A 19,379-nucleotide genomic window follows, 5' to 3' on the forward strand; every position below is an offset into this window, starting at 1 on the left:
TAATCGTATGCAAGCAGATCGCGCTCCATTAGGTAACCTCAAGCCCGGAAAGATTTCGGCCACCCGCCGCGTGCCCGACTACATCGAGCGGCCAGAATATATGTTCCACGACGGCCCGGAGGTCGTCACGGCCCCGGAGATTAAGTCCCCGGAGACCATTGAGAAGATTCGCGCGGCCGGCACGATTGCCGCTGACGCCCTCTACCTTGCCGGCGCCGCTATCAAGCCGGGCGTGACCACCGATGAGCTCGATGCCATCGCCCACGACTACATGGTTTCCCAAGGCGCCTACCCGTCCTGCCTGGGTTACATGGGCTTTCGCAAGTCCATCTGTACCTCCATCAACGAGGTTATCTGCCACGGCATCCCCGATGATCGCCCGCTCGAAGAGGGCGACATCATCAACCTCGACGTGACGGCGTATAAGGACGGCGTCCACGGAGACACCAACGCCATGTTCTACGTCGGCGAGGTCGATCCCGAATCTCGGCTGCTGTGCGAGCGCACCTACACGTCCATGATGCGCGGCATTAAGGCCGTTAAGCCGGGCCGCGAAATTAACGTGATTGGCCGCGTTATCGAATCCTACGCAAAGCGTTTCGACTACGGCGTGGTCGAAGACTTTACCGGCCACGGCGTCGGCGAGGCGTTCCACTCCGGTCTCATCGTTCCACATTACGACGCCGCGCCGCGCCACAACGAGATCATCGAACCGGGCATGGTCTTCACGATCGAGCCGATGCTCACTCTCGGAGAGATCGACTGGTTCCAGTGGGACGACGATTGGACCGTCCTGACCAAGGATCGCGGCCGTAGCGCTCAGTTCGAGCACACCATCGTGGTGACCGAAACCGGAGCAGAAATTCTCACGTTGCCCTCCATGGGCCAAACCACCGCGGCGATCCCCGCCGGGCAGTAGTCACTTTCGGACGGCTGTGGTCACAGCCTCGGGAGGAGTCATCATGAAGAAGAAGTTCCGCAAGGTCGCCATCGGCGTCGACGTCGGCGGCTCGGGCATCAAGGGCGCGCCGGTCGACCTCAAGACTGGGCAGTTCATCGACAAGCGCGTGCGCATTCCCACCCCGGAAAATGCCGAACCCGTGGAGATCGCCGCGATCATCGGCGAAATCGTCGACAGCTTCGGGTTGCCCGACGAGGTCCCGGTGGGCGTATCCTTCCCGGCACCGATCGTTCGCGGCCAGATCCCGTTTATTGCCAACCTTTCCCAGGAGTGGGCGGGCGTTTTCCCAGCCAGGCTGATCGCGGAGAACATCCACCGCCCGGTTGCCGTGATGAACGACGCCGACGCCGCCGGTTACGCCGAGGTCTACTACGGCGCCGCCAAGGGCCACCAGGGCACCGTCCTCATGCTGACTCTCGGCACGGGCATCGGTTCGGCGCTCCTCTCGAAGGGCACCCTCGTGCCGAATACCGAATTCGGTCATCTCCTCCTGCCCAACGGGATGGAGGCCGAGCACTTCGCGTCTTCGGCGGTCTTCGAGCGCGAAGAACTCAGTTTCGAGCAGTGGGCCGAGCGGCTCCAGATGGTCTTTTCCCACTACGAGATGTTGTTTTCACCCGACCTTTTCATCGTCGGTGGCGGCGTGTCGAAGAAGCACAAGAAGTTCCTGCCGCTGATCGACACGAACGCGCCCATCGTTCCCGCCGACTTGCTCAATACCGCAGGTATCGTCGGTTCGGCCCTCTACGCCAAGCAGATGCTACCCGAGGAATAAGCGAACGCTACGCAAGGAATAGTGGCCCGCGCTGAGCGGGCCACTGGTGCAGCTGGCCTATACGCCGGGTTCTGTACCGCTAGGCGGCGGCGACCATCTATCTAGACCCGCCGTTGCCGACGGGCTCAAGCAACCAACCCGCGCGCGAGCGGGAACCTCATAGCGCGCTGCTCGGTCTTGCTCCCGGTGGGGTTTACCCTGCCACGTCAGTCACCTGACGCGCGGTGAGCTCTTACCTCACCCTTTCACCCTTACCTCCCGGCCGAGCCGGGAGGCGGTTTGCTTTCTGTGGCACTTTCCTGCGGATCGCTCCGAGTGGACGTTATCCACCACCGTTTCCCTATGGAGCCCGGACGTTCCTCGGGGGCAAAGCCCACGCGGCCGCCCGGCCAACTGCGCTTTGGATTATACAACCCGGCGCGATATACATGAAACATGCTGATCCTTCTGCCTCCCTCCGCCGGTAAGACGAGCCCGTCGTCCGGGCCCTCGCTCAACCTCGCAGGGCTTACCGCGCCCGAGTTGACGTCACTTCGAGAACGCGTCATTGACGACGTGCAACAGGTATCGGCGCGCCCCGATGCGCTGTCGATCCTCGAGGTGGGCCCGTCGTTGGAAAGTGAAATCCGCGCCCAGATCGACTTTTATGACCAGCCGTGCGCGCCCGCGTGGCAGGTTTACACGGGCGTGCTCTATTCCGCGGCTGACTTCGCCGGCCTCAACGATGCGCAGATGAGCCGCGCCGACGCCGTCGTTCGGATCTTCTCCGGCGTCTTCGGATTCAGCGCACCCACGGATCTCATCCCTGCCTACCGACTCGCAATGAACACGACCCTGCCCCAGGTGGGAAAAGTACAAGGCTTCTGGAAGAAGGCCCTGCGGGAGGCCGAACTGGCCGAGTTGTCAGCCATCGAACTCGTCATCGACGCACGTTCAGCTGAGTACCAGGTGTGGAACCCGGCCTCCTCTGCCCAATACGTCACGATCGCCGCGGCACGCATCAAGAATGGCAGACGTTCCGTCGTCTCCCATTCAGCAAAGTTTTACCGTGGGCTCCTCACGGGCGCGCTGCTACGCGAGCCAAACGCTCCCCGCAGTGGAAACGAGCTAGCCGACTTTGCCCGCACCCTCATCGGCACGGGGCACATCACAGGAATTGAGTTCTCCCCCGCCGAGGGCCGCCGACCAGCCAAGCTCACCCTCGTTGAGGACCTCGGCTAGGAGTCCAAGAGGACGACGATGCACTGATAATCGTCGGAGATGTGGATTTGCTCCGGGTCGGCGTTCTTTATCTGATTGACCTCGATCGGGGAGAGCTGGACACCGCCCGAGGTCTGCCCATTGTGGTGAAGCGCAATCACTGTTAGACCACCCGTGTGCTGGGCCCGCTCGTAGGCATTCTTTAGTTCATCCGCCAGCGGCGAGTAGAGCGTGTTACGCTCCCGACGCAGGTCCTCCGCCTTCCGCTCGAGGCGCTCGATCTCCTCCTCCAGCTCAGCTCGACCAGCCACAATTCGTTCATTGATCAGCCTCTGTTCGGCCTCGATCGCAGCGATCGATTCCTGCGCTTCCTCAACCGCCTCGAGGGCGAGGAATTCAGCGTCGTTGTCCTGATCAAGACGCGCCTGGTTCGTGACGATTTCGCTCTGGAGAGTTAGCAACTCGCGCGAGTCCATGCCGACTCCCTCGTTGAGGCGCTTGTGCTTGGCGGCGATGACGGTGGCCAGTTCCTTGGTGCGCGCCGAAGCCGCCTCGAGCGTCTTCTCGGCTTCGCTCAGCGTTTTCTTCGCCTCGGTCAGTTCCCGGGCCTTTGCCGCGACGAGGTTCATCTGCGCACCAACCTCGGCACGCAACGGGTGACGCTCATTGTGGATCTTCAGGCGCGCCAAATGAGCGTCGATGTCGGCAACCTGGAGAAGCTGCAACTGGTCCTGGCGTGGTGCTCGTGCCATGGCTAGATCCTTTCGGTCCATGGGTCGGTGACGATCGTGGAAATGTAGGTGTCAAGGTCAAGCCGAGCGACGGCGTCGCGCATCTTCGGCAAAACCGGCCACTCGGAAGCGAAATGCGTGGCTCCGATCAGCGCGCAACGGCCTGCCCACAGGTGATCGGTGGCCGGATGGTGGCGCAGGTCCGCGGTAATGTAGACGTCAGCGCCAGAACGATCAGCGGCCTCGAGGAACGAATCGCCAGAGCCCGGGGAGACCGCCACAGTCTTGACAATCTTGTCTGGGTTTCCGCCAATTGTGATGCCGGCCGGGGTCTGAGGAATGAGAGCCTTGAGCCGGTGGGCAAGCTCGCGCACACTCATCGTTAGCTCGAGCTCCCCCACTCGTCCGAGCCCCAGCTCGGGATGATCCTTATTCGGCTCAATCGGGCGCGTATTGCTCAGGCGAAGGAGCTCCGCGAGGGCGACCGCCGAGCCCTGCTCCGCCGCATCAGCGTTGGTGTGTGCCGCGAAGAGAGCCACGCCATGACGGATCAGCTTGTGCACCCACGAACCTTTCGCCGTATCCGCGGCAACGGAGGAGGTTCCGCGCAGAAAAAGCGGGTGATGAGTGACGATCATTTGGGCACCGGCCGCGATTGCCTCATCGACCACGGGCTCGCACGGATCGACGGCGAAAGCAACCTTCGTGACCTCGTCCCCCGGGACACCGATCACCAGCCCTACCCGGTCCCATTCCTCCGCGAGCGATGGCGGAAAATGGTCATTCATTACTCTGACGACGTCTGCAACAGTGCTCATGGTCTCAACACTACCGGAGGACCGCCCCGGACGGTTTAGTCTGGACTCGTGAACGCACTACTCGTTGGACTCGGAGGCGCTATCGGCGCCGTCCTACGTCACCTGATGACCCTCGGTTCCGCCCATCCGGTCGTAGCGATCTTTGGCATCAACATCGCCGGTGCGTTCCTCCTGGGCTTGCTCGCAGCGACTGTCTCAGGCAAGCCTCGGCTTTTCCTCGGCACGGGTATCCTCGGTGGCTTTACCACCTACAGCGCGCTCGCCGTGGATACGGTTCGCCTACTTCACGACGCCGCCCCGCTCGGCCTGCTCTACCTCGTCGCTTCCTTAGCTATCGGCGTGATAGCCGCGGGCGCTGGCATGTTGTCTGGAACCAAGATCCAGGAACGTCTCGAAGCCCGGGCTGTGCCCGCGCCCGATGTCTCTCGCGATCTGGATGCCTTTTGCAGCCAGGCTGGCTGTTTTGGCCAGGCAGCCGTTTCGCGGGAGCAGCAGGCGTCCGTTTCGCAGGAACGGGGTGAGGAATGATCGAGATCCTTTTCGTTGCGTTAGGAGCGGGATTCGGCGCCGCGGCTCGGTACGGCGTCGACCAAGCTCTCCCCAAACCGTGGGGAACGGTAGCGGTCAATTTCCTGGGCTCATTCCTGTTGGGTATCGTCGTCGGCGTTCTCGCGAACATCGACCTACGAGCTGAAGCCGAAACCTATGCCCTCCTCGGCACCGGATTCTGCGGCGGATTTACTACCTTCTCTACTGCATCCCTCGAGGTGTTGAAGATCGGCCATAACGACAGCGCTCAGCGCGCCGTCATCTTCGCGGTGGGAATGGCTATCGGCTCAGTCGCGCTCGCGGCTCTTGGAATGGCGTTGGGCCTGTTCATCGCCCGCTAGCGGCGAGCGCCATGGGCCTGCGTGCCTCGGAACCGGACGCGGGCATCTGGAAACCGCGCCCGGGCGCGCCGAAACCGCATTAAGCTGATCCGCGCTGTAGTAATCTGGCGCAGAATAATACAGCGCGAGCCACCTTAACACAGCGCGGGCACGGGGCAGCCCGGCTCAGCCACGGTCGGATAGCAGGCATCAGGACCCCATGAGATTTGCCGGGTCTTTCACCGCTGATTCCGACCAAGAAAGGCACCTGCGTCCATGCGAGCTAACACGGCGCCAGGCCTTGGACAACAACAATTATTCTCCGCTAAATGTGAGTGTGGGGATCAGCCCACGAGGCTAATCCCCACACTCACACGCGCTCCTTAGCTGGGCGGCGCGTTGCTATCCGTTCCTGCGCCGGACAGCTAGTACGGCGCAACCGGCAAGGAGAGTGATAATCGCTCCATATGCCATGCCCTCAACTGCGGATCCAGTTGAAGCAAGATCCTTCGAGGGCTTGCGGCTGTCCTTCTACTCCACAATCGTCGTGTCTTGATTCGATGGATCCGTGACCAGACGACCGAGGATTTGCTTGATCAAGGCATCAACCTTCTTGTTGAGCTCATCATCGGGTACCACGGGGTCCGGTAATGGCTTGGGGTCCGGCGTCGGCTTCGGATCCGGCGTCGGCTTGGGGTCCGGTGTTACACACTTGAGTTCGTCGAGCGGGGGCGCGGTCCAGGACCATTGCGACTTGGCGTTCTTAGCGATTTGGTAGCCCTCGAGTGCCTTGGCCTTGACCACGACAGTCTTACCGTAGGGGTATTCGAACTTCGACGGGTTACCCTTCACCGCCGTCAACGGCTTGCCGTCCACCGTTACCGAGTAGGACACGCCCTTCATCGGCACGATGGTGACAAACGGCTTGACCGCGCACGAGACAGGATCAGATGCATCCGGGAAAACAGGTGCGTTCGGAATCACTATGCCTGGCGACGGCTCACCCGGGTTCGGATTCGTCGGATCGGTGCTCGGATCCCCCGGACCAGGCTCGGTTGGAGTGGGATTCTCAGGATCGGTTGCCTTCTGCTCTTGGACGAAGACCACGGCGGAACGCGCTGGGATCGTGACAGTGCCCGTCTCCGCGTTCCACGTCGACTCCTTGAGAAGCGGATCGTCATCGACTCCGTCTGTCAGAACCGGAAAGAGCTTCAACTCAAGCCCCTTCATCTCCGAGATCGGCTGGCTGATGGCGTTGGGAGAAGCATTGATCGCCACGAGCAGGCCATCAAAGTTCTTGACAATGTCCGCACCCTTGGTGTCGTCGACGCCCATGAGGATGAGACCGGCCTGCTGATCGCGACCCGCGCCCGGGAAGCTGACTTTCTCCTTAATGAGCTCAGACTTGCCAAGCGTCAACAACGGATATGCATGACGCATCCGCAGCAGTTCAAGAGCCTGCTGATGAGCCTTGCCAAGATCCGCCGGCTGCGCAACATTATTGCCGTTGGCGAGGAAAGGCTTCATGGCCGCCCACGCGCCTCGTTGTCTCGCTTAGGCGGAAGCCCTACACCGAAGTTATGCTTCTGCGCGGTCCAATCGATGGCGTTGAAATGATCGCCCGAGTTGTAGGTATTACGATCCATTGACTTCGAACGCAACAAGTCTGTACCTGCGTGCCAGAAGAATGGAGACTGACCGATCATCCCAGTCCTTCGAACATCCCAATTCATCCTGGAATGTTCCAGCGACGGTCACATTTGAGGCGGCCGCAATTGCCGGCGCCGCTGCTAACCCAACCAACGCCGGTAGACTCACCACAAACGCGAGTGACAATCCTAGGAAGCGCTGAGGCCCCTGATGCCCTGACAGTATCAATGTCAGACTCCCTCGTCTGCTTTACGCACATCCTTGTGCAAAGGGTATTGCTCCAACTGTAAAACCAGTCTCCGTCAAAAAATAGGAGCTGGTTGGAAACTGCAAACTCGTTCATCTTTGGCCCCCGAAAAATGGCAGCTGACATGCAAAAACGCTTTCCAGATTGAAATCTGGAAAGCGTTTTTGCAAGCGTGGACCCTACCGGACTCGAACCGATGACAACCTGGGTGTAAACCAGGTGCTCTACCAACTGAGCTAAGGGTCCGAGGAACATGCTACCCGGCAACCGCTCAGATGAAAAATCGCCTCTACCTCGCGCGATTGAGTCCCGCTTAAATCCGGCCAAGACTCCTGACGTCAGGTTAGAAGGTGCGGCCGTGACTGACGACCCTGAAGGCGGTCCACCCAGACTCCAGATGACGCGTGCGCGTCACTGACAGGCCGGCCGTGTCTGCGGCTTCCTTTACATCCTCCATGGGCACGCTGTACTGCGCGCGCTGTTCGGGAACCATCAACCAGATCTGGGCAGATTCCTCCGCCAGGCCACTGGCACAATCAACAAAGAGATCCGTCAGGTCGTCAACATCGCCGTCGTCGGACCTCCACCACGCGATCGCGCCGTCGGCTGAGCCACGGTACTCCTCGTCTTCAAGCTGCTCCCCGGTGATCTCTTCGATTGCAGTACGCAAGCTCATGTCGACGTCGTCGTCGAAACCAAACTCCTGAATGATCTGGCCGGAGCCAAATCCGAAATCCTTACCGGTCGAACCGGACACTGTATCCGCCTTTCGCGCAATGTTGATATGTACAACACAGTCTAAGACGCAAGGTGAAGGTACGCAGGTTTTAACGACCCCCGAGACCACCGGATGTCTGGACGATGTGAGCAGTCACCTATATCTTTCTTCACCTTAACAGTGGGGTCTTTGGACCTAAAAAGGTAACCTAGGTATCAGCGCATGACGTTTACCATGCGGCCGAAGACATAGAGGAGTAATCGTGAGTCAACAGCCAATTAGGCCTCTCATTAATGGCTTGCTCAGCCAGGTTCCAGACATCAACCCCGAAGAAACCCAGGAATGGATCGACTCGGTTGATGGACTGATTGATAGCCAAGGCGCCCCGCGTACCCGTTACCTTCTGACGGCGATGGAGAACCACGCGCGTCGCAAGGGGATCTCCCTTCCCCCGAACATCGTCACCCCCTACGTGAACACCATCGGCATCGACGACGAGCCGTACTACCCCGGCGACGAGTCCCTCGAGAAGGAAATTCGGCGCTGGACGCGTTGGAACGCCGCCGTCATGGTCACCCGCCAACAGGATCCCGACATCGCCGTCGGCGGCCACATCTCCTCTTACGCCGCACAAGCAACGCTGTACGAAGTCGGCTTTAACCACTTCTTCAAGGGAAAGAACGCTCCCGGCGGCGGCGATCAGGTCATGTTCCAGGGACATTCCTCCCCCGGCAACTACGCCCGCGCGTTCCTTGAGGGGCGCCTGACGGAGAAGGACCTCGACTCCTTCCGTCAGCAGGCCTCACGCCGTTCGGGCGGCCGTGGCCTGCCCTCCTACCCCCACCCGCGCCAGATGCCTGACTTTTGGGAATTCCCCACGGTCTCCCTCGGCCTCGGCCCGATTTCGGCGATCTACCAGGCTTGGTACAACCGTTACCTCAACGAGCGCGGCCTGAAGGACACCTCCCAGCAGCACGTGTGGGCCTTCATGGGCGACGGCGAGATGGACGAGGTCGAATCCCGCGGCGTTCTTCACCTTGCGGCGGGCCAGAACCTCGACAACCTCACCTTCGTTATCAACTGTAACCTGCAGCGCCTCGACGGCCCGGTCCGTGGCAACGGCAAGATCATCCAGGAGCTCGAAGCCCAGTTCAAGGGCGCCGGCTGGAACGTCATCAAGGTCATTTGGGGCCGCGAGTGGGACGAGCTTCTGACCGCCGACAAGGACCGTGCGCTGGTCAACATCATGAACGAGACGCTCGACGGCGACTACCAGACCTTCAAGGCCAACGATGGCGCCTACGTGCGCGAGCACTTCTTCGGGCGCGATCCGCGCACGAAGGCCATGGTCGCCGACTGGTCCGACGAAAAGATTTGGGAGCTCAAGCGCGGCGGCCACGATTACCGCAAGGTCTACGCAGCATACAAGGCCGCAACCGAGCACAAGGGTCAGCCGACCGTCATCCTCGCCCACACCATTAAGGGCTACGCGCTCGGCTCGAACTTCGCCGGTCGTAACTCGACCCATCAGATGAAGAAGCTCAACTCCGACGACCTCAAGCTCCTGCGTGACACCCTCGAGCTCGACATTGCCGATGAGCAGCTCGAAGACCCCTACACCGCTCCGTACTTCAAGCCGTCTCCGAAGAATCCGGCTCTTGAATACATGCACGAGCAACGCCGCAAGCTCGGCGGCTACTTGCCGGAGCGTCGCGTCGTCGAACAGGGCGTGACCCTTCCTGCGGAAAAGCACTGGGATGTTCTCAAGGGCGGCTCGGGCAAGCAGAAGGTCGCGACGACGATGGCTTTCGTCCGCCTCCTCAAGGACCTGCTGCGCGATAAGGACTTCGGATACCGCTTCGTCCCGATCATCCCCGACGAGGCCCGCACCTTCGGCCTGGACGCCATCTTCCCCACCGCGAAGATCTTCAACATCCACGGCCAGAACTACACGGCGGTCGACTCGGACCTCCTCCTGAACTACAAGGAGTCCACCAAGGGCCAGATCATGCACACCGGCATCACGGAGGCTGGCTCGAACGCGGCGTTCACCGCGGTCGGCACCTCCTACGCCACGCATGGCCTGCCGATGGTTCCGGTCTACATCTTCTACTCGATGTTCGGTTTCCAGCGCACGGGCGATCAGTTCTGGCACGCCGCAGACCAGATGGCTCGCGGCTTCGTCATGGGTGCCACTGCCGGCCGTACCACCCTCACCGGTGAAGGCCTACAGCACATGGACGGCCACAGCCATGTGATCGCCTCGACGAACCCGGCGGTCGTCCAGTATGACCCGGCCTACGCCTACGAAATCCGCCACATCTTCCGCGACGGCCTGGTACGCATGTACGGCGATGGCTCGGACGGGCGCGACCAGAACGTCATGTACTACATCACGATCTACAACGAGCCGATCCATCAGCCTGCCGAGCCGGAGAACGTGGACGTCGAGGGCATCCTCAAGGGCATGTACAAGCTTGAGGACGCTGAGGGGGAGGGCCCGAAGGTGCAACTCTTCGCATCCGGCGTCGGCGTACCGTGGGCCCGCGAGGCCCGCGAGATGCTCCGCGACGACTGGGGCGTTTCCGCCTCGGTGTGGTCCATCACCTCGTGGTATGAGCTACGTAAAAACGGCCTCGAGGTCGACGAGTACAACTACCTTCACCCGATGGAGGAGCCGAAGAAGGCCTACATCACCACCAAACTCGAGGGCGAAACCGGTCCGATCATCGCGACCTCCGATTGGGAGAAGCAGGTTCACGACTCGATTCGCCCCTGGGTCCCCGAGGCTTACTACACCCTCGGCGCCAACGGCTTCGGTATCGCAGATACTCGCGCATCCGCTCGCCGTCACTTCCGCATCGACTCTGCCTCCATGGTCGTCCGGGCGCTTCAGGCGCTCGCCGATCGCGGCGAGCTCGATCGCGCAACGGTCCAGCAGGCAATCGACAAGTACGAGCTTCTTAACCCCGAAGCTGGCGACGACGGCGTGGCCTCGCCCAACGAGCCCGCTGTCTAAAGGCTTGGTGTAGCTCGCACGAGTTAACGTTGCTCGAGATGAGTGCCCCGCGGCTTTGCCGCGGGGCACTCGCTTATCGCAGTGACGCTCCCTTTTGTTCAGGAAGCGCGAAGGCGGCCAGCGCCGCGCAGGCAAAGGCCAACGAGAACACGGTGAAGGCGAGCATGTTTCCACCCATGGAAACCAATACCGGTGTCAGCAGCGGGGTGAGGATGGACGCGATGCGCCCAAAGCCAGCCGCGCTTCCCGTTCCCGTTCCGCGCACGGTGGTCGGGTAGAGTTCCGGGCCGATCGCATACAGGGCGCCCCATGCGCCGAGGTTGAAGAAGCTCAACGCCATACCCGCCGCGATGATCTGCCACGGCTCGGCCGCCTGGCCGTACATGAGCGCAGACACAGCCGAGCCTGCGAGAAACAAGGCGAGCGTACGGCGTCGTCCCACAACCTCGATCAGCCACGCTGCGGCCGCATAGCCGGGAATCTGTGCAAGCGTCATGATGAGCGTGAATTCAAAAGAACGCACCAGCGTGAAGCCCTGGGCCGTCAGCAGGGAGGGAATCCACGTAAAAGCCCCGTAATATGAGAAATTGATCATGAACCAAATGGTCCACAGCGCGATGGTTCTCTTCCGCATCGGCGCAGACCAGATCGTCAGCTCGCCTTCTTCGCCCGCACCGCGCCCGATGTCATCACTGGCCGGCCCGTCATAACGGTAATCCGGCCCAGCGGAATCTTCGTACAGGCGGACTGTCGCTTCGGCGTCGCCGAACTGGCCGCGCAACTCTAAGAAACGCACCGACTCCCGCGTGTTCAGGCGGATGACCAGCGCATACAGCGCCGGCACCGCTCCGATAAGGAGTCCCCACCTCCAGCCCTCGCCATAGGGCGCCACGACGAAATAGCCGATGAGTGCGGCTGCGATCCAGCCCAGCGCCCAGAAAGCCTCAAGCCAAACGATCACCCGGCCACGAATCTTGCGCGGGGCAAACTCCGAGACAAACGTCGAAGCAACGGGCAGCTCAGCACCGAGTCCAATACCCACGATGAAGCGGAAGAGCATCAAGACCACGACCGATCCGGCGAGGGCCGAGGCGCCGGTCGCAAGCCCATAGACCAGGAGGGTCAGTGCGAAAACCATCCGACGGCCCAGCTTATCCGCGAGTAGACCGCCGACCGTCGCACCGATAGCCATACCCACGAATCCGATGGAAATAATCCAGGAGCGCTCCGTGGCGCTCAGCCCCCACTGCTGTGCGAGGGCCGCGACGACGAATGAGATCAGACCGACGTCCATGGCGTCGAGTGCCCACCCGACGCCCGTCGTCGCCACGAGCCTGCGCAGCCGCCCCGTCATCGGGAGGCGTTCTAGGCGCTCGCCGCGCGTGAGGAATTTTTTCTCCCCAGTTTCGTTGGTCATATGTATTTCTCCTCCAACAGCGTGCGCGGCATAAAACGCTTAGACTGTCTTGGTATTTCAATTCGTAAGGAGTGTCGTGACTCTTATCCATATCGGCTGGGATTTTCTTCGCAAGAAGAAAATGGCCTTCCTCGCCATTATCGCTCTTCAGACGCTCCAGATTCTCCTCAGCCTCGTTCTGCCAGCCATCAACGCTAAGATTATCGACGACGGCGTCCTGGCCGGTAACGTGACCTTAGTCTGGCAAATGGGAGCTCTCATGGCGGGCATCGCGTTGCTCCAGATCCTGGCCATGGTCGGGGCGATCTTCCTTGGCGCACGCACGGCCCTCGAGCTCGGGCGCGAGCTACGCCGCAAGACATTCCGCCAGGTCCAATCTTTTTCCGCCACCGATCAGCACAGATTCGGCGCCCCAACGCTGATCACCCGCGTCACCAACGACGTCACCCAAGTGCAGATGGTCATCCTCATGACGTTTACGGTCATCATCATGGCACCGCTCATGGGCTTCGGTGGCGTGTTCATGGCGATCCAGCAAAACGCCACGCTCTCCTTACTCCTGCTTGTTATTGTCCCCCTGCTCGGCGTTCTCATCTTCACGGTCATGCGGGCCCTCGTTCCGCGCTACACGATCCAGCAAGAACGCATCGACCGAATCAACACTCTCCTGCGCGAGCAACTGACCGGCGTACGCGTGATTCGCGCTTTCGTGCGCCAGGGCAGCGAGCGACACAAGTTTGAGGAGGCCAACGAAAACCTGCGCCAGGTGTGGCTCGAGATCGGGGTGCTGTGGGCGTTCTTGATGCCGGCGGCCTCGTTCATCTTGGGGCTGTCCTCCGCCGCAGTGGTTTGGTTCGCCGCCCATCTGATTTCTGCCGGCTCCATGCAGGTCGGCGCCCTCACCGCGTACATCACCTATCTTGTCATGATCCTCATGGCCGTCATGATGTCCGGAATGATGGTGATGGTGTTCCCTCGCGGGCAAGTCTCGGCGAAGCGAATCCAAGAGATTCTCGACCTCACGCCGTCGATTCAGGCACCTTCCTCCCCCGTGCGTCTTCCCGCTGGGCCCCTCACCTTCGAGCTTGACCGTGCCTGCCTGCAATACCCCGGCGCCGAGGAGCCCGTGCTCAGCGAGATTTCGATGACGCTCGCTCCCGGCCGTCAGGTGGCACTGATCGGCTCGACGGGATCGGGCAAGTCTTCGATCGTCAAACTTCTGCCGCGGCTCATTGACGCGACGGGCGGCATGGTTCGCGCCGGCGGCATTCCGGTCACCGGCCTCGACCCGCGCGAGCTACGTTCGCGCATCGCCCTCGTTCCCCAACGGGCCTTCTTGTTTTCGGGCACGATCGCCTCGAACGTGGCCGGTTCCGCGAAGAACGACGCCGTCTACGACGCCGCGCGCGTCAAGCTCGCGTTGCAGGCGGCCCAGGCGTGGGAATTCGTCAGCAAGATCGACCGTGGCATCGAGGCCGACGTCGAGTCCGGCGGGAAGAACTTCTCGGGCGGCCAGCGCCAGCGGCTGACGATCGCCCGCGCCATCTACCGATGCCTGCCCGACGCCGACGGTCGCCGGCAGGCGGACATGCTCGTCTTTGATGACTCCTTTTCCGCTCTCGATTTTCAAACGGACGCCCGACTGCGCGGCGAACTGCGCCAATTCGTCGGCGACCTAGCGGTGCTCATCGTTGCCCAGCGGATCTCGACCATTCGCCACGCCGACGAGATACACGTGCTCGATCAGGGTCGCATCGTCGGAGTCGGCACGCACGAGCACCTCCTCGATACCTGCGAGACATATCAAGAGATCGTCGCTTCGCAGTTGAGCGCTGAGGAGGCACGATGAGACACGGCGGAGCTAACCCTTACGCAAACGACGCCCGGGATCTCAAGGGTGCGCTTAAGCGCCTTGCTCGCATGCTTCAGCGCGAAAAGCTGCGTATCGCGATCGTCGTCGTGCTCATGGCCGTGGCCGCTGCGGGAGGTGCCCTCGCCCCGAAGTTTCTCGGGGACGCGACCGACATGATCGTCGACGGCGTGGCGGCGGACGGAGTCAACTTCGCAGCGCTTGCTAAGCTGCTACTCATCATCGCGGCGATCTACCTCGTGTCCTCGCTGGCAAACTTCGCCGCGGGCTACCTCATCCGGTTGACCGTCCAAGAGCTGGGATACAACCTGCGCCAGGCCGCCCAGGCAAAGATCGACCGGCTTTCCCTCTCCTGGCTGGACAAACAGCCACGCGGTGACCTCCTCTCCCGTGTCACCAACGACATCGATAACATCACTCAGACCCTGATGCAGACGCTGAGCCAGATACTCCTGTCCTTCTATTCCCTCGTGGGCATCCTCGCAATGATGATCTGGATCTCGCCGTCGCTCACGGGCGCCACGTTGGCCGTCATGCCGCTCGGGATCGTCGCGCTGATCTTTATCTTGCGCAAGTCGCGCCCCCAGTTCCGCGCGCAATGGACGAAGACGGGCGAGGTGTCCTCCATCGTGGAAGAGTCCTTCACGGGCCTCGACGTCGTCACCGCCTACGGCCTGCAAGAGGAGTTCGAGGAACTGTTCGATACATCCAACCGGGAGCTTTTCGAGGCCGGCTACAAAGGTCAATTCATCTCCCAGCTGGCGCAGCCGACCATGGGCTTCGTGTCCAACATCGGCTTCGTCATTGTGGCGATCATGGGCGGCATACAGGTCATGAACGGGCAACTGACCATCGGCGGCATGCAGGCGTTTATCCAATACAGCCGCCAACTCAACCGCCCGGTATCCACCCTGGCTTCGGTGACACCGATGCTTCAGTCGGGCGCCGCCTCGGGCGAGCGAATCTTCGACTTCCTCGACAGCGAGGAAATGCAGCCCGACGCGGCCGCCGATGTCCGCGCAGACGCCGCCAGCGCCGACCGTGGCAACATCACGTTCGACAACGTCACTTTCGCCTACGAGGAAGGCGTTCCCGTCATCAAGGGGCTTTCCCTGGCCGTCCGGCGTGGCGAGCAAGTAGCCGTCGTCGGTCCCACGGGCGCAGGCAAGACGACCCTAGTCAACCTCCTCATGCGCTTCTACGAGATCGATGGTGGCACGATCAACCTTGACGGCGTTTCCATCAGCGAGGTCTCCAAGGATTCCATGCGCTCGCAGATCGGGATGGTCCTCCAGGACACGTGGCTGTTCGAGGGCACGATCGAGGACAACATCGCCTTCGGCAAGGAAGGCGCCACGCACGATGACGTTGTTGCGGCCGCGAAGGCCACCGGGGTCGATAGGCTCGTTCGCCAACTTCCCGACGGTTACGACACGCTCATCGACGACGAAGGCGGCAACATTTCCGCGGGCGAGAAACAGCTCATCACGATTGCGCGCGCCTATCTTTCTGATCCGGCCGTGCTTATCCTTGACGAGGCAACCTCGTCCGTCGACACCCGTACCGAGATGCTCGTCCAGGGGGCCATGGGCGAGCTACGGGAAGGACGCACATCGTTCGTCATCGCCCACCGGCTCTCCACCATCCGCGACGCCGACGTCATCATTGTCATGGTCGACGGCGACGTCGTCGAACAGGGAACGCACGACGAGCTCTTGGCTCGCCGCGGGGCGTACTTCGATCTCTACCAGTCCCAGTTCAGCGGGCCGGAGAGGACCGGCTAGCGTGGGCGCCGTCGTGTTCGCCTGAGCGTCTCCGGGCTAGCGCTCGGCGGAAAAGCCCTCGTTCTTCAGCTTGCGCAGAAGCTCAAGCAGTTCCTGCGGGTCAGCGACGGTGGCCCAGGCTCGTTCTTGCTCCTCAGGCCACACGTCCGACCACCCCACGAGGATGGTCCGCACGCCATGCTTGCCCGCTCCCTCGATGTCGTATATCCTGTCGCCAACCATCACGACGTCGTCGCGAAACTCCCCCGTGCGAGGGACATCGGAGGCGGAAAGAATGCCCATCGCTGTCAGCTCGTCAAGTGCCATGCCAACCACCTCGGCTTTGCCAAAGAGGTTCTTCTCGGTCGTGTCGCCGCACAACGCGTCGAAATGATCAGCGATTCCGAGGTGCTCGCAGACACTCTTGGCGGCCCGCTGGAACTTCGACGTAGCCAAGGCCAGGGCCAGCCCCTCGGCACGCACGTGCGTGAGAAGCTCCGCCACCCCGTCGAACAGGCGAGTCTCGTGGCCAACCACGGCGTAACGCTGGCGATATTCATTGACGTAATCATTGACGTCGGCGTCGGTGGCACCCAACTCCCTGAAGCTCTCTTGCAGGGGCGGACCAACATACTTTCGATAATTGTTCGCAGGCCAATCAAGCCCACGCAGCGCCTTCATCGTGTCCGCGAAAATCCGCGTGACGACGGGCGCCGAATCGGTCAGTGTGCCATCAAGATCGAAAAGAACTGCTTGTACCATTTAACACTCAAACATCGAAATATCGCCAGCGCCCTCGCGCGAGATGACGGCCTCGCCGCTGGACAGGTTGATCACCGTGGTCGGTCCCTGGCCGACCGGGCCGTCAACGACGACGTCAATCGCGTTGCCGAGCCGGTCATCGACCACCCATCCCTCTTCCATCGGCTCATCTTCACCGGGCAAAATCAGCGTGGAGGACAACAGCGGCTCACCGAGTTCGCCCACCACCGCCTGCGTGATCTTGTGGTCAGGGATGCGCACGCCCACCGTGTTCTTCTTGGGGTTGAGGGTCATCCGCGGCACTTCCTTCGTTCCCTTCAAGATGAAGGTGTAGGGACCGGGGGTAAGCGACTTGATCAGGCGGAAGAATGCGTTGTCGATAATGACAAGCTGCCCGAGCTGGGCGAAGTTTGCGCACAGCAACGTGAAGTGGTGTTTTTCGCCAACCTGGCGGATGGTCCGAATGCGATCAAGGCCCTCCTTGTTCGCCAGCGTACATACGATTGCGTAGCCCGAATCGGTGGGAAGAGCAACGACCTCGCCGCGGCGAAGCCGATCGACGACCTTGCTCACTAGGCGCGGTTGCGGATCCTCGGGATGAATATCAATGAACGTCGCCATTATTTGCCCTCCTCCACAGCGGCGATACGGACGGAAAGCCTGTCAACAAGCTCCGCTCCCGCGCCCGCCTCCTTCAGCATTTCCACGAATCGGCGAGCCGAGGGGGTCTTCTTCGCCTCAAGAGCCGACTCAACGAGTTCCATGGCAACTTCCGTGCTCTGCTCAGCGGGATTCCAGCGCCCAAGTCCCAGCTCAATCGCTGCCTCGTTCTGCCCGGCCTCGCGCAGGAGCCGGATTCCCGTAGCGAGCGCAATCCCGGTGTCCTCCCGGTCGGCGGCGGTTTCGAGGTAACGACGCGCGGCCTGCGGATCTTCTGCCTGAGCCAGGCGGGCCAGCTGGATGAGCGGATACCACGCCCGGGAATCCCCGCCAATTTCCTCACTGAGCGCCCACAGGATCAGATCTGGATCCGGCCCTTCCGAAGAATCGGTGCTGGTCAACGGATCAACTGGCTGGCGATCGACGGCGGCGCCGTTGATGAGCGCCGCAAGCTGTTCAAAGGACGCGACGTCGTTAGGATCATCTGAAAGGCGCTCGCGTAGGCTAGCCGCCCGCTCGACAACGCTGGGGTCATGAACGTCGTGGGGAACTGCGTTGAAGAGCTGACGCATAAGATCTAGAAATGCCATACCCTTAGCCTAGCCGATTGACGTATTCGGCACGGACTAGCTTCAATCTTCATCCTAGGAGTGAACATGGTAGACCGCCACGACCTCGCGCTCGCACGTGCACGCGTCCTCTTGTCCGACATCGCGCCCGAGATTCCCGAGGCCGACATCGTTGCCGAGGCCAACCTCACTGACGACCTCCGCCTTGATCTCGTTTCGGTCTGGGCTCTGGCCAACGGATTGGAGAAGCTGGCCAAGGTTGAGATCCTCGACGCCGATATCTGCGCGGCCCGCACACTAGGCGATCTGCTCGAACATGCGCTGACGGACGTGCCACTCGATTTTCGTGAGACAAACGGCTCGCCGACCCAGAGCCCGCAACCCCAGTCTGGGAATAATTCGGCCGCGGAAACGCCCACCGACCCCGCGCTACGCGGAGACACCTCCCAGCCTGCAGAAGTGGAGGACGGTCAAAAATTCGCCGGCGAGGACGATCTCAACGCAGCAATGCAGGACTTGGCAGCGCTTTTTAACAACTAACATTCGAGCGCGGAGCGAGCTCAAAGACAAAATTCTTCGCGACACCCACCTCACGGCGTAGGTGCGTGGCGCCCTCGTGCGTTAAAGTAAAACCCGTGTTGCTTGTGCATCACACATCGGTCATGTGCCACCCCCATGGACATCGATTTCTCACCACGATGATGGCCGATCATGAGGCGGGGCTTAGTGCGTGGGCCCCGCCTCATCGCTAGTTGCCAGCCGGAGGAACTGCCAACCAGGTTTGTTAACCGACTCGGTGAAGCCAACGCACCGGAGCACCCGCACCGGCATAGCGGAAGACCTCAAGCTCGTCATCCCACGCCTGTCCAAGCGCGACGTCGAGGAGCCGGCGAAGCTCTTCGGCATCGCCATTCGAATCCTCAATTGCGGCGCGGATTCGATTCTCGGGCACCACGACGTTACCCAAAAGATCGGTCTGCGCATAGAAAATGCCAAGCCCAGGCGTGCACGACCACCGGCCGCCGTCCGTCATCGACGTCGGCTCCTCGGTCACCTCGAAACGCAGGTGCTCCCAGCCGCCGAGCGCCGAGGCGATCTGAGCGCCGGTCCCGGCCTGCCCGGCCCACGAGACTTCGCCGCGGTTCATATTGGGCACGGCGGGTTGCTTGGTCCACTCAAAATGCACAGGGTAGCCAAGTACGCTTGTGACCGCCCATTCAACGTGAGGTTGAACAGCCGGTATCACAGAATGAATAAATATGACGCCACGTGTGGCTTTGTTGTTCACCGTAACCTCCTACTTGGGTGAAATTCCCCTTAACACTCAAGCGAGGTTCGATATCTCAAGGA

At 61.3% G+C, this 19,379-nt stretch carries 19 protein-coding genes, 1 tRNA gene, 1 other RNA gene and 1 pseudogene; 9 read left to right on the plus strand and 13 right to left on the minus strand.

Annotated elements, in window-relative coordinates; translation table 11 throughout:
* Nucleotides 1-7 precede the first annotated feature (7 nt).
* Entirely contained in the window at nucleotides 8-919 is a 912-nt protein-coding gene (gene map, locus HLG82_RS05500; protein WP_193325890.1) for a type I methionyl aminopeptidase, read from the plus strand.
* 43 nt (nucleotides 920-962) lie between these two features.
* Nucleotides 963-1,736, plus strand: coding sequence for a polyphosphate--glucose phosphotransferase (gene ppgK, locus HLG82_RS05505; RefSeq protein ID WP_193325891.1), 774 nt, complete (start codon nucleotides 963-965; stop codon nucleotides 1,734-1,736).
* A 44-nt stretch (nucleotides 1,737-1,780) separates the two neighbouring features.
* On the opposite strand, the gene rnpB is transcribed toward ppgK, so the two are convergent.
* Nucleotides 1,781-2,133: RNase P RNA component class A (gene rnpB, locus HLG82_RS05510), an RNA gene on the minus strand.
* Between the two features lie 38 nt (nucleotides 2,134-2,171).
* On the opposite strand from rnpB, the gene HLG82_RS05515 reads away from it, so the two are divergent.
* Entirely contained in the window at nucleotides 2,172-2,957 is a 786-nt protein-coding gene (locus HLG82_RS05515; protein WP_193325892.1) for a YaaA family protein, read from the plus strand.
* Here HLG82_RS05515 and HLG82_RS05520 read toward each other — a convergent pair.
* Both HLG82_RS05520 and HLG82_RS05525 read right to left on the minus strand, forming a co-directional pair.
* Entirely contained in the window at nucleotides 2,954-3,688 is a 735-nt protein-coding gene (locus tag HLG82_RS05520) for a zinc ribbon domain-containing protein (RefSeq protein WP_193325893.1), read from the minus strand. The genes HLG82_RS05515 and HLG82_RS05520 overlap by 4 nt on opposite strands.
* 2 nt (nucleotides 3,689-3,690) lie before the next feature.
* Nucleotides 3,691-4,485: a Nif3-like dinuclear metal center hexameric protein gene (locus HLG82_RS05525; RefSeq protein ID WP_193325894.1), complete on the minus strand. Its 795-nt coding sequence runs from the start codon at nucleotides 4,483-4,485 to the stop codon at nucleotides 3,691-3,693.
* Nucleotides 4,486-4,533: 48 nt separating this feature from the next.
* On the opposite strand from HLG82_RS05525, the gene HLG82_RS05530 reads away from it, so the two are divergent.
* Both HLG82_RS05530 and HLG82_RS05535 read left to right on the plus strand, forming a co-directional pair.
* On the plus strand, nucleotides 4,534-5,013 hold the full coding sequence (locus HLG82_RS05530; protein WP_193325895.1) for a fluoride efflux transporter FluC: 480 nt from the start codon (nucleotides 4,534-4,536) through the stop codon (nucleotides 5,011-5,013).
* Nucleotides 5,010-5,375: a fluoride efflux transporter FluC gene (locus tag HLG82_RS05535; protein ID WP_193325896.1), complete on the plus strand. Its 366-nt coding sequence runs from the start codon at nucleotides 5,010-5,012 to the stop codon at nucleotides 5,373-5,375. The genes HLG82_RS05530 and HLG82_RS05535 overlap by 4 nt, the downstream gene beginning before the upstream one ends.
* 381 nt (nucleotides 5,376-5,756) lie before the next feature.
* Here HLG82_RS05535 and HLG82_RS10640 read toward each other — a convergent pair.
* The 5 genes and pseudogenes from HLG82_RS10640 to HLG82_RS05555 all read right to left on the minus strand — a co-directional run.
* Nucleotides 5,757-5,849: pseudogene (locus HLG82_RS10640) on the minus strand (hypothetical protein); the annotation flags it as partial.
* Between the two features lie 36 nt (nucleotides 5,850-5,885).
* Nucleotides 5,886-6,881: an alpha-1,6-glucosidase domain-containing protein gene (locus HLG82_RS05540; protein WP_193325897.1), complete on the minus strand. Its 996-nt coding sequence runs from the start codon at nucleotides 6,879-6,881 to the stop codon at nucleotides 5,886-5,888.
* Entirely contained in the window at nucleotides 6,878-7,060 is a 183-nt protein-coding gene (locus HLG82_RS05545; protein ID WP_193325898.1) for a hypothetical protein, read from the minus strand. The genes HLG82_RS05540 and HLG82_RS05545 overlap by 4 nt, the downstream gene beginning before the upstream one ends.
* A gap of 364 nt (nucleotides 7,061-7,424) precedes the next feature.
* Nucleotides 7,425-7,497: transfer RNA gene (locus tag HLG82_RS05550), tRNA-Val, on the minus strand.
* A 97-nt stretch (nucleotides 7,498-7,594) separates the two neighbouring features.
* Nucleotides 7,595-8,008, minus strand: a complete 414-nt coding sequence (locus HLG82_RS05555; protein ID WP_193325899.1) for a DUF3052 family protein — start codon at nucleotides 8,006-8,008, stop codon at nucleotides 7,595-7,597.
* Nucleotides 8,009-8,231: 223 nt separating this feature from the next.
* On the opposite strand from HLG82_RS05555, the gene aceE reads away from it, so the two are divergent.
* On the plus strand, nucleotides 8,232-10,988 hold the full coding sequence (gene aceE / locus HLG82_RS05560) for a pyruvate dehydrogenase (acetyl-transferring), homodimeric type (RefSeq protein WP_193325900.1): 2,757 nt from the start codon (nucleotides 8,232-8,234) through the stop codon (nucleotides 10,986-10,988).
* 73 nt (nucleotides 10,989-11,061) lie between these two features.
* On the opposite strand, the gene HLG82_RS05565 is transcribed toward aceE, so the two are convergent.
* Nucleotides 11,062-12,405 carry an MFS transporter gene (locus HLG82_RS05565; protein ID WP_193325901.1) on the minus strand — a complete coding sequence of 448 codons (1,344 nt, stop codon included), beginning with the start codon at nucleotides 12,403-12,405 and terminating at the stop codon, nucleotides 11,062-11,064.
* A gap of 76 nt (nucleotides 12,406-12,481) precedes the next feature.
* Here HLG82_RS05565 and HLG82_RS05570 point away from each other — a divergent pair, with 76 nt between their 5' ends.
* Nucleotides 12,482-14,254, plus strand: a complete 1,773-nt coding sequence (locus HLG82_RS05570) for an ABC transporter ATP-binding protein (protein WP_255313827.1) — start codon at nucleotides 12,482-12,484, stop codon at nucleotides 14,252-14,254.
* On the plus strand, nucleotides 14,251-16,059 hold the full coding sequence (locus HLG82_RS05575; RefSeq protein WP_193325902.1) for an ABC transporter ATP-binding protein: 1,809 nt from the start codon (nucleotides 14,251-14,253) through the stop codon (nucleotides 16,057-16,059). The genes HLG82_RS05570 and HLG82_RS05575 overlap by 4 nt, the downstream gene beginning before the upstream one ends.
* A gap of 36 nt (nucleotides 16,060-16,095) precedes the next feature.
* Here HLG82_RS05575 and HLG82_RS05580 read toward each other — a convergent pair whose 3' ends face one another.
* From HLG82_RS05580 to HLG82_RS05590, 3 genes are read right to left on the minus strand one after another with little or no spacing between them, the layout of a single operon-like run.
* On the minus strand, nucleotides 16,096-16,800 hold the full coding sequence (locus tag HLG82_RS05580; RefSeq protein WP_193325903.1) for an HAD hydrolase-like protein: 705 nt from the start codon (nucleotides 16,798-16,800) through the stop codon (nucleotides 16,096-16,098).
* Nucleotides 16,801-17,421, minus strand: coding sequence for an L-threonylcarbamoyladenylate synthase (locus tag HLG82_RS05585; RefSeq protein ID WP_193325904.1), 621 nt, complete (start codon nucleotides 17,419-17,421; stop codon nucleotides 16,801-16,803).
* Complete coding sequence (locus HLG82_RS05590; protein ID WP_193325905.1) at nucleotides 17,421-18,050, minus strand: hypothetical protein; 630 nt, start codon at nucleotides 18,048-18,050, stop codon at nucleotides 17,421-17,423. Before HLG82_RS05590 ends, HLG82_RS05585 begins: the two co-directional genes overlap by 1 nt.
* Before the next feature lie 66 nt (nucleotides 18,051-18,116).
* Here HLG82_RS05590 and HLG82_RS05595 point away from each other — a divergent pair, with 66 nt between their 5' ends.
* Nucleotides 18,117-18,569, plus strand: a complete 453-nt coding sequence (locus HLG82_RS05595; protein WP_193325906.1) for a hypothetical protein — start codon at nucleotides 18,117-18,119, stop codon at nucleotides 18,567-18,569.
* A gap of 244 nt (nucleotides 18,570-18,813) precedes the next feature.
* Here the strand turns inward: HLG82_RS05595 and HLG82_RS05600 are convergent, their stop codons facing one another.
* Nucleotides 18,814-19,317 carry a DUF3145 domain-containing protein gene (locus tag HLG82_RS05600; RefSeq protein WP_193325907.1) on the minus strand — a complete coding sequence of 168 codons (504 nt, stop codon included), beginning with the start codon at nucleotides 19,315-19,317 and terminating at the stop codon, nucleotides 18,814-18,816.
* Between the last annotated feature and the right edge of the window lie 62 nt (nucleotides 19,318-19,379).

Origin of the sequence: Trueperella pecoris (genome assembly GCF_014926385.1) — a bacterium.
Taxonomy (GTDB): domain Bacteria; phylum Actinomycetota; class Actinomycetes; order Actinomycetales; family Actinomycetaceae; genus Trueperella; species Trueperella pecoris.

Excerpts from the sequence above, each read along its gene's own strand:
- map (WP_193325890.1), top strand. The coding sequence starts at position 8 with ATGCAAGCAGATCGCGCTCCATTAGGTAACCTCAAGCCCGGAAAGATT.
- ppgK (WP_193325891.1), top strand. The coding sequence starts at position 963 with ATGAAGAAGAAGTTCCGCAAGGTCGCCATCGGCGTCGACGTCGGCGGC.
- HLG82_RS05515 (WP_193325892.1), top strand. The coding sequence starts at position 2,172 with ATGCTGATCCTTCTGCCTCCCTCCGCCGGTAAGACGAGCCCGTCGTCC.
- HLG82_RS05520 (WP_193325893.1), bottom strand. The coding sequence starts at position 3,688 with ATGGCACGAGCACCACGCCAGGACCAGTTGCAGCTTCTCCAGGTTGCC.
- HLG82_RS05525 (WP_193325894.1), bottom strand. The coding sequence starts at position 4,485 with ATGAGCACTGTTGCAGACGTCGTCAGAGTAATGAATGACCATTTTCCG.
- HLG82_RS05535 (WP_193325896.1), top strand. The coding sequence starts at position 5,010 with ATGATCGAGATCCTTTTCGTTGCGTTAGGAGCGGGATTCGGCGCCGCG.
- HLG82_RS05540 (WP_193325897.1), bottom strand. The coding sequence starts at position 6,881 with ATGAAGCCTTTCCTCGCCAACGGCAATAATGTTGCGCAGCCGGCGGAT.
- HLG82_RS05545 (WP_193325898.1), bottom strand. The coding sequence starts at position 7,060 with ATGATCGGTCAGTCTCCATTCTTCTGGCACGCAGGTACAGACTTGTTG.
- HLG82_RS05565 (WP_193325901.1), bottom strand. The coding sequence starts at position 12,405 with ATGACCAACGAAACTGGGGAGAAAAAATTCCTCACGCGCGGCGAGCGC.
- HLG82_RS05575 (WP_193325902.1), top strand. The coding sequence starts at position 14,251 with ATGAGACACGGCGGAGCTAACCCTTACGCAAACGACGCCCGGGATCTC.
- HLG82_RS05580 (WP_193325903.1), bottom strand. The coding sequence starts at position 16,800 with ATGGTACAAGCAGTTCTTTTCGATCTTGATGGCACACTGACCGATTCG.
- HLG82_RS05585 (WP_193325904.1), bottom strand. The coding sequence starts at position 17,421 with ATGGCGACGTTCATTGATATTCATCCCGAGGATCCGCAACCGCGCCTA.
- HLG82_RS05590 (WP_193325905.1), bottom strand. The coding sequence starts at position 18,050 with ATGGCATTTCTAGATCTTATGCGTCAGCTCTTCAACGCAGTTCCCCAC.
- HLG82_RS05595 (WP_193325906.1), top strand. The coding sequence starts at position 18,117 with ATGGTAGACCGCCACGACCTCGCGCTCGCACGTGCACGCGTCCTCTTG.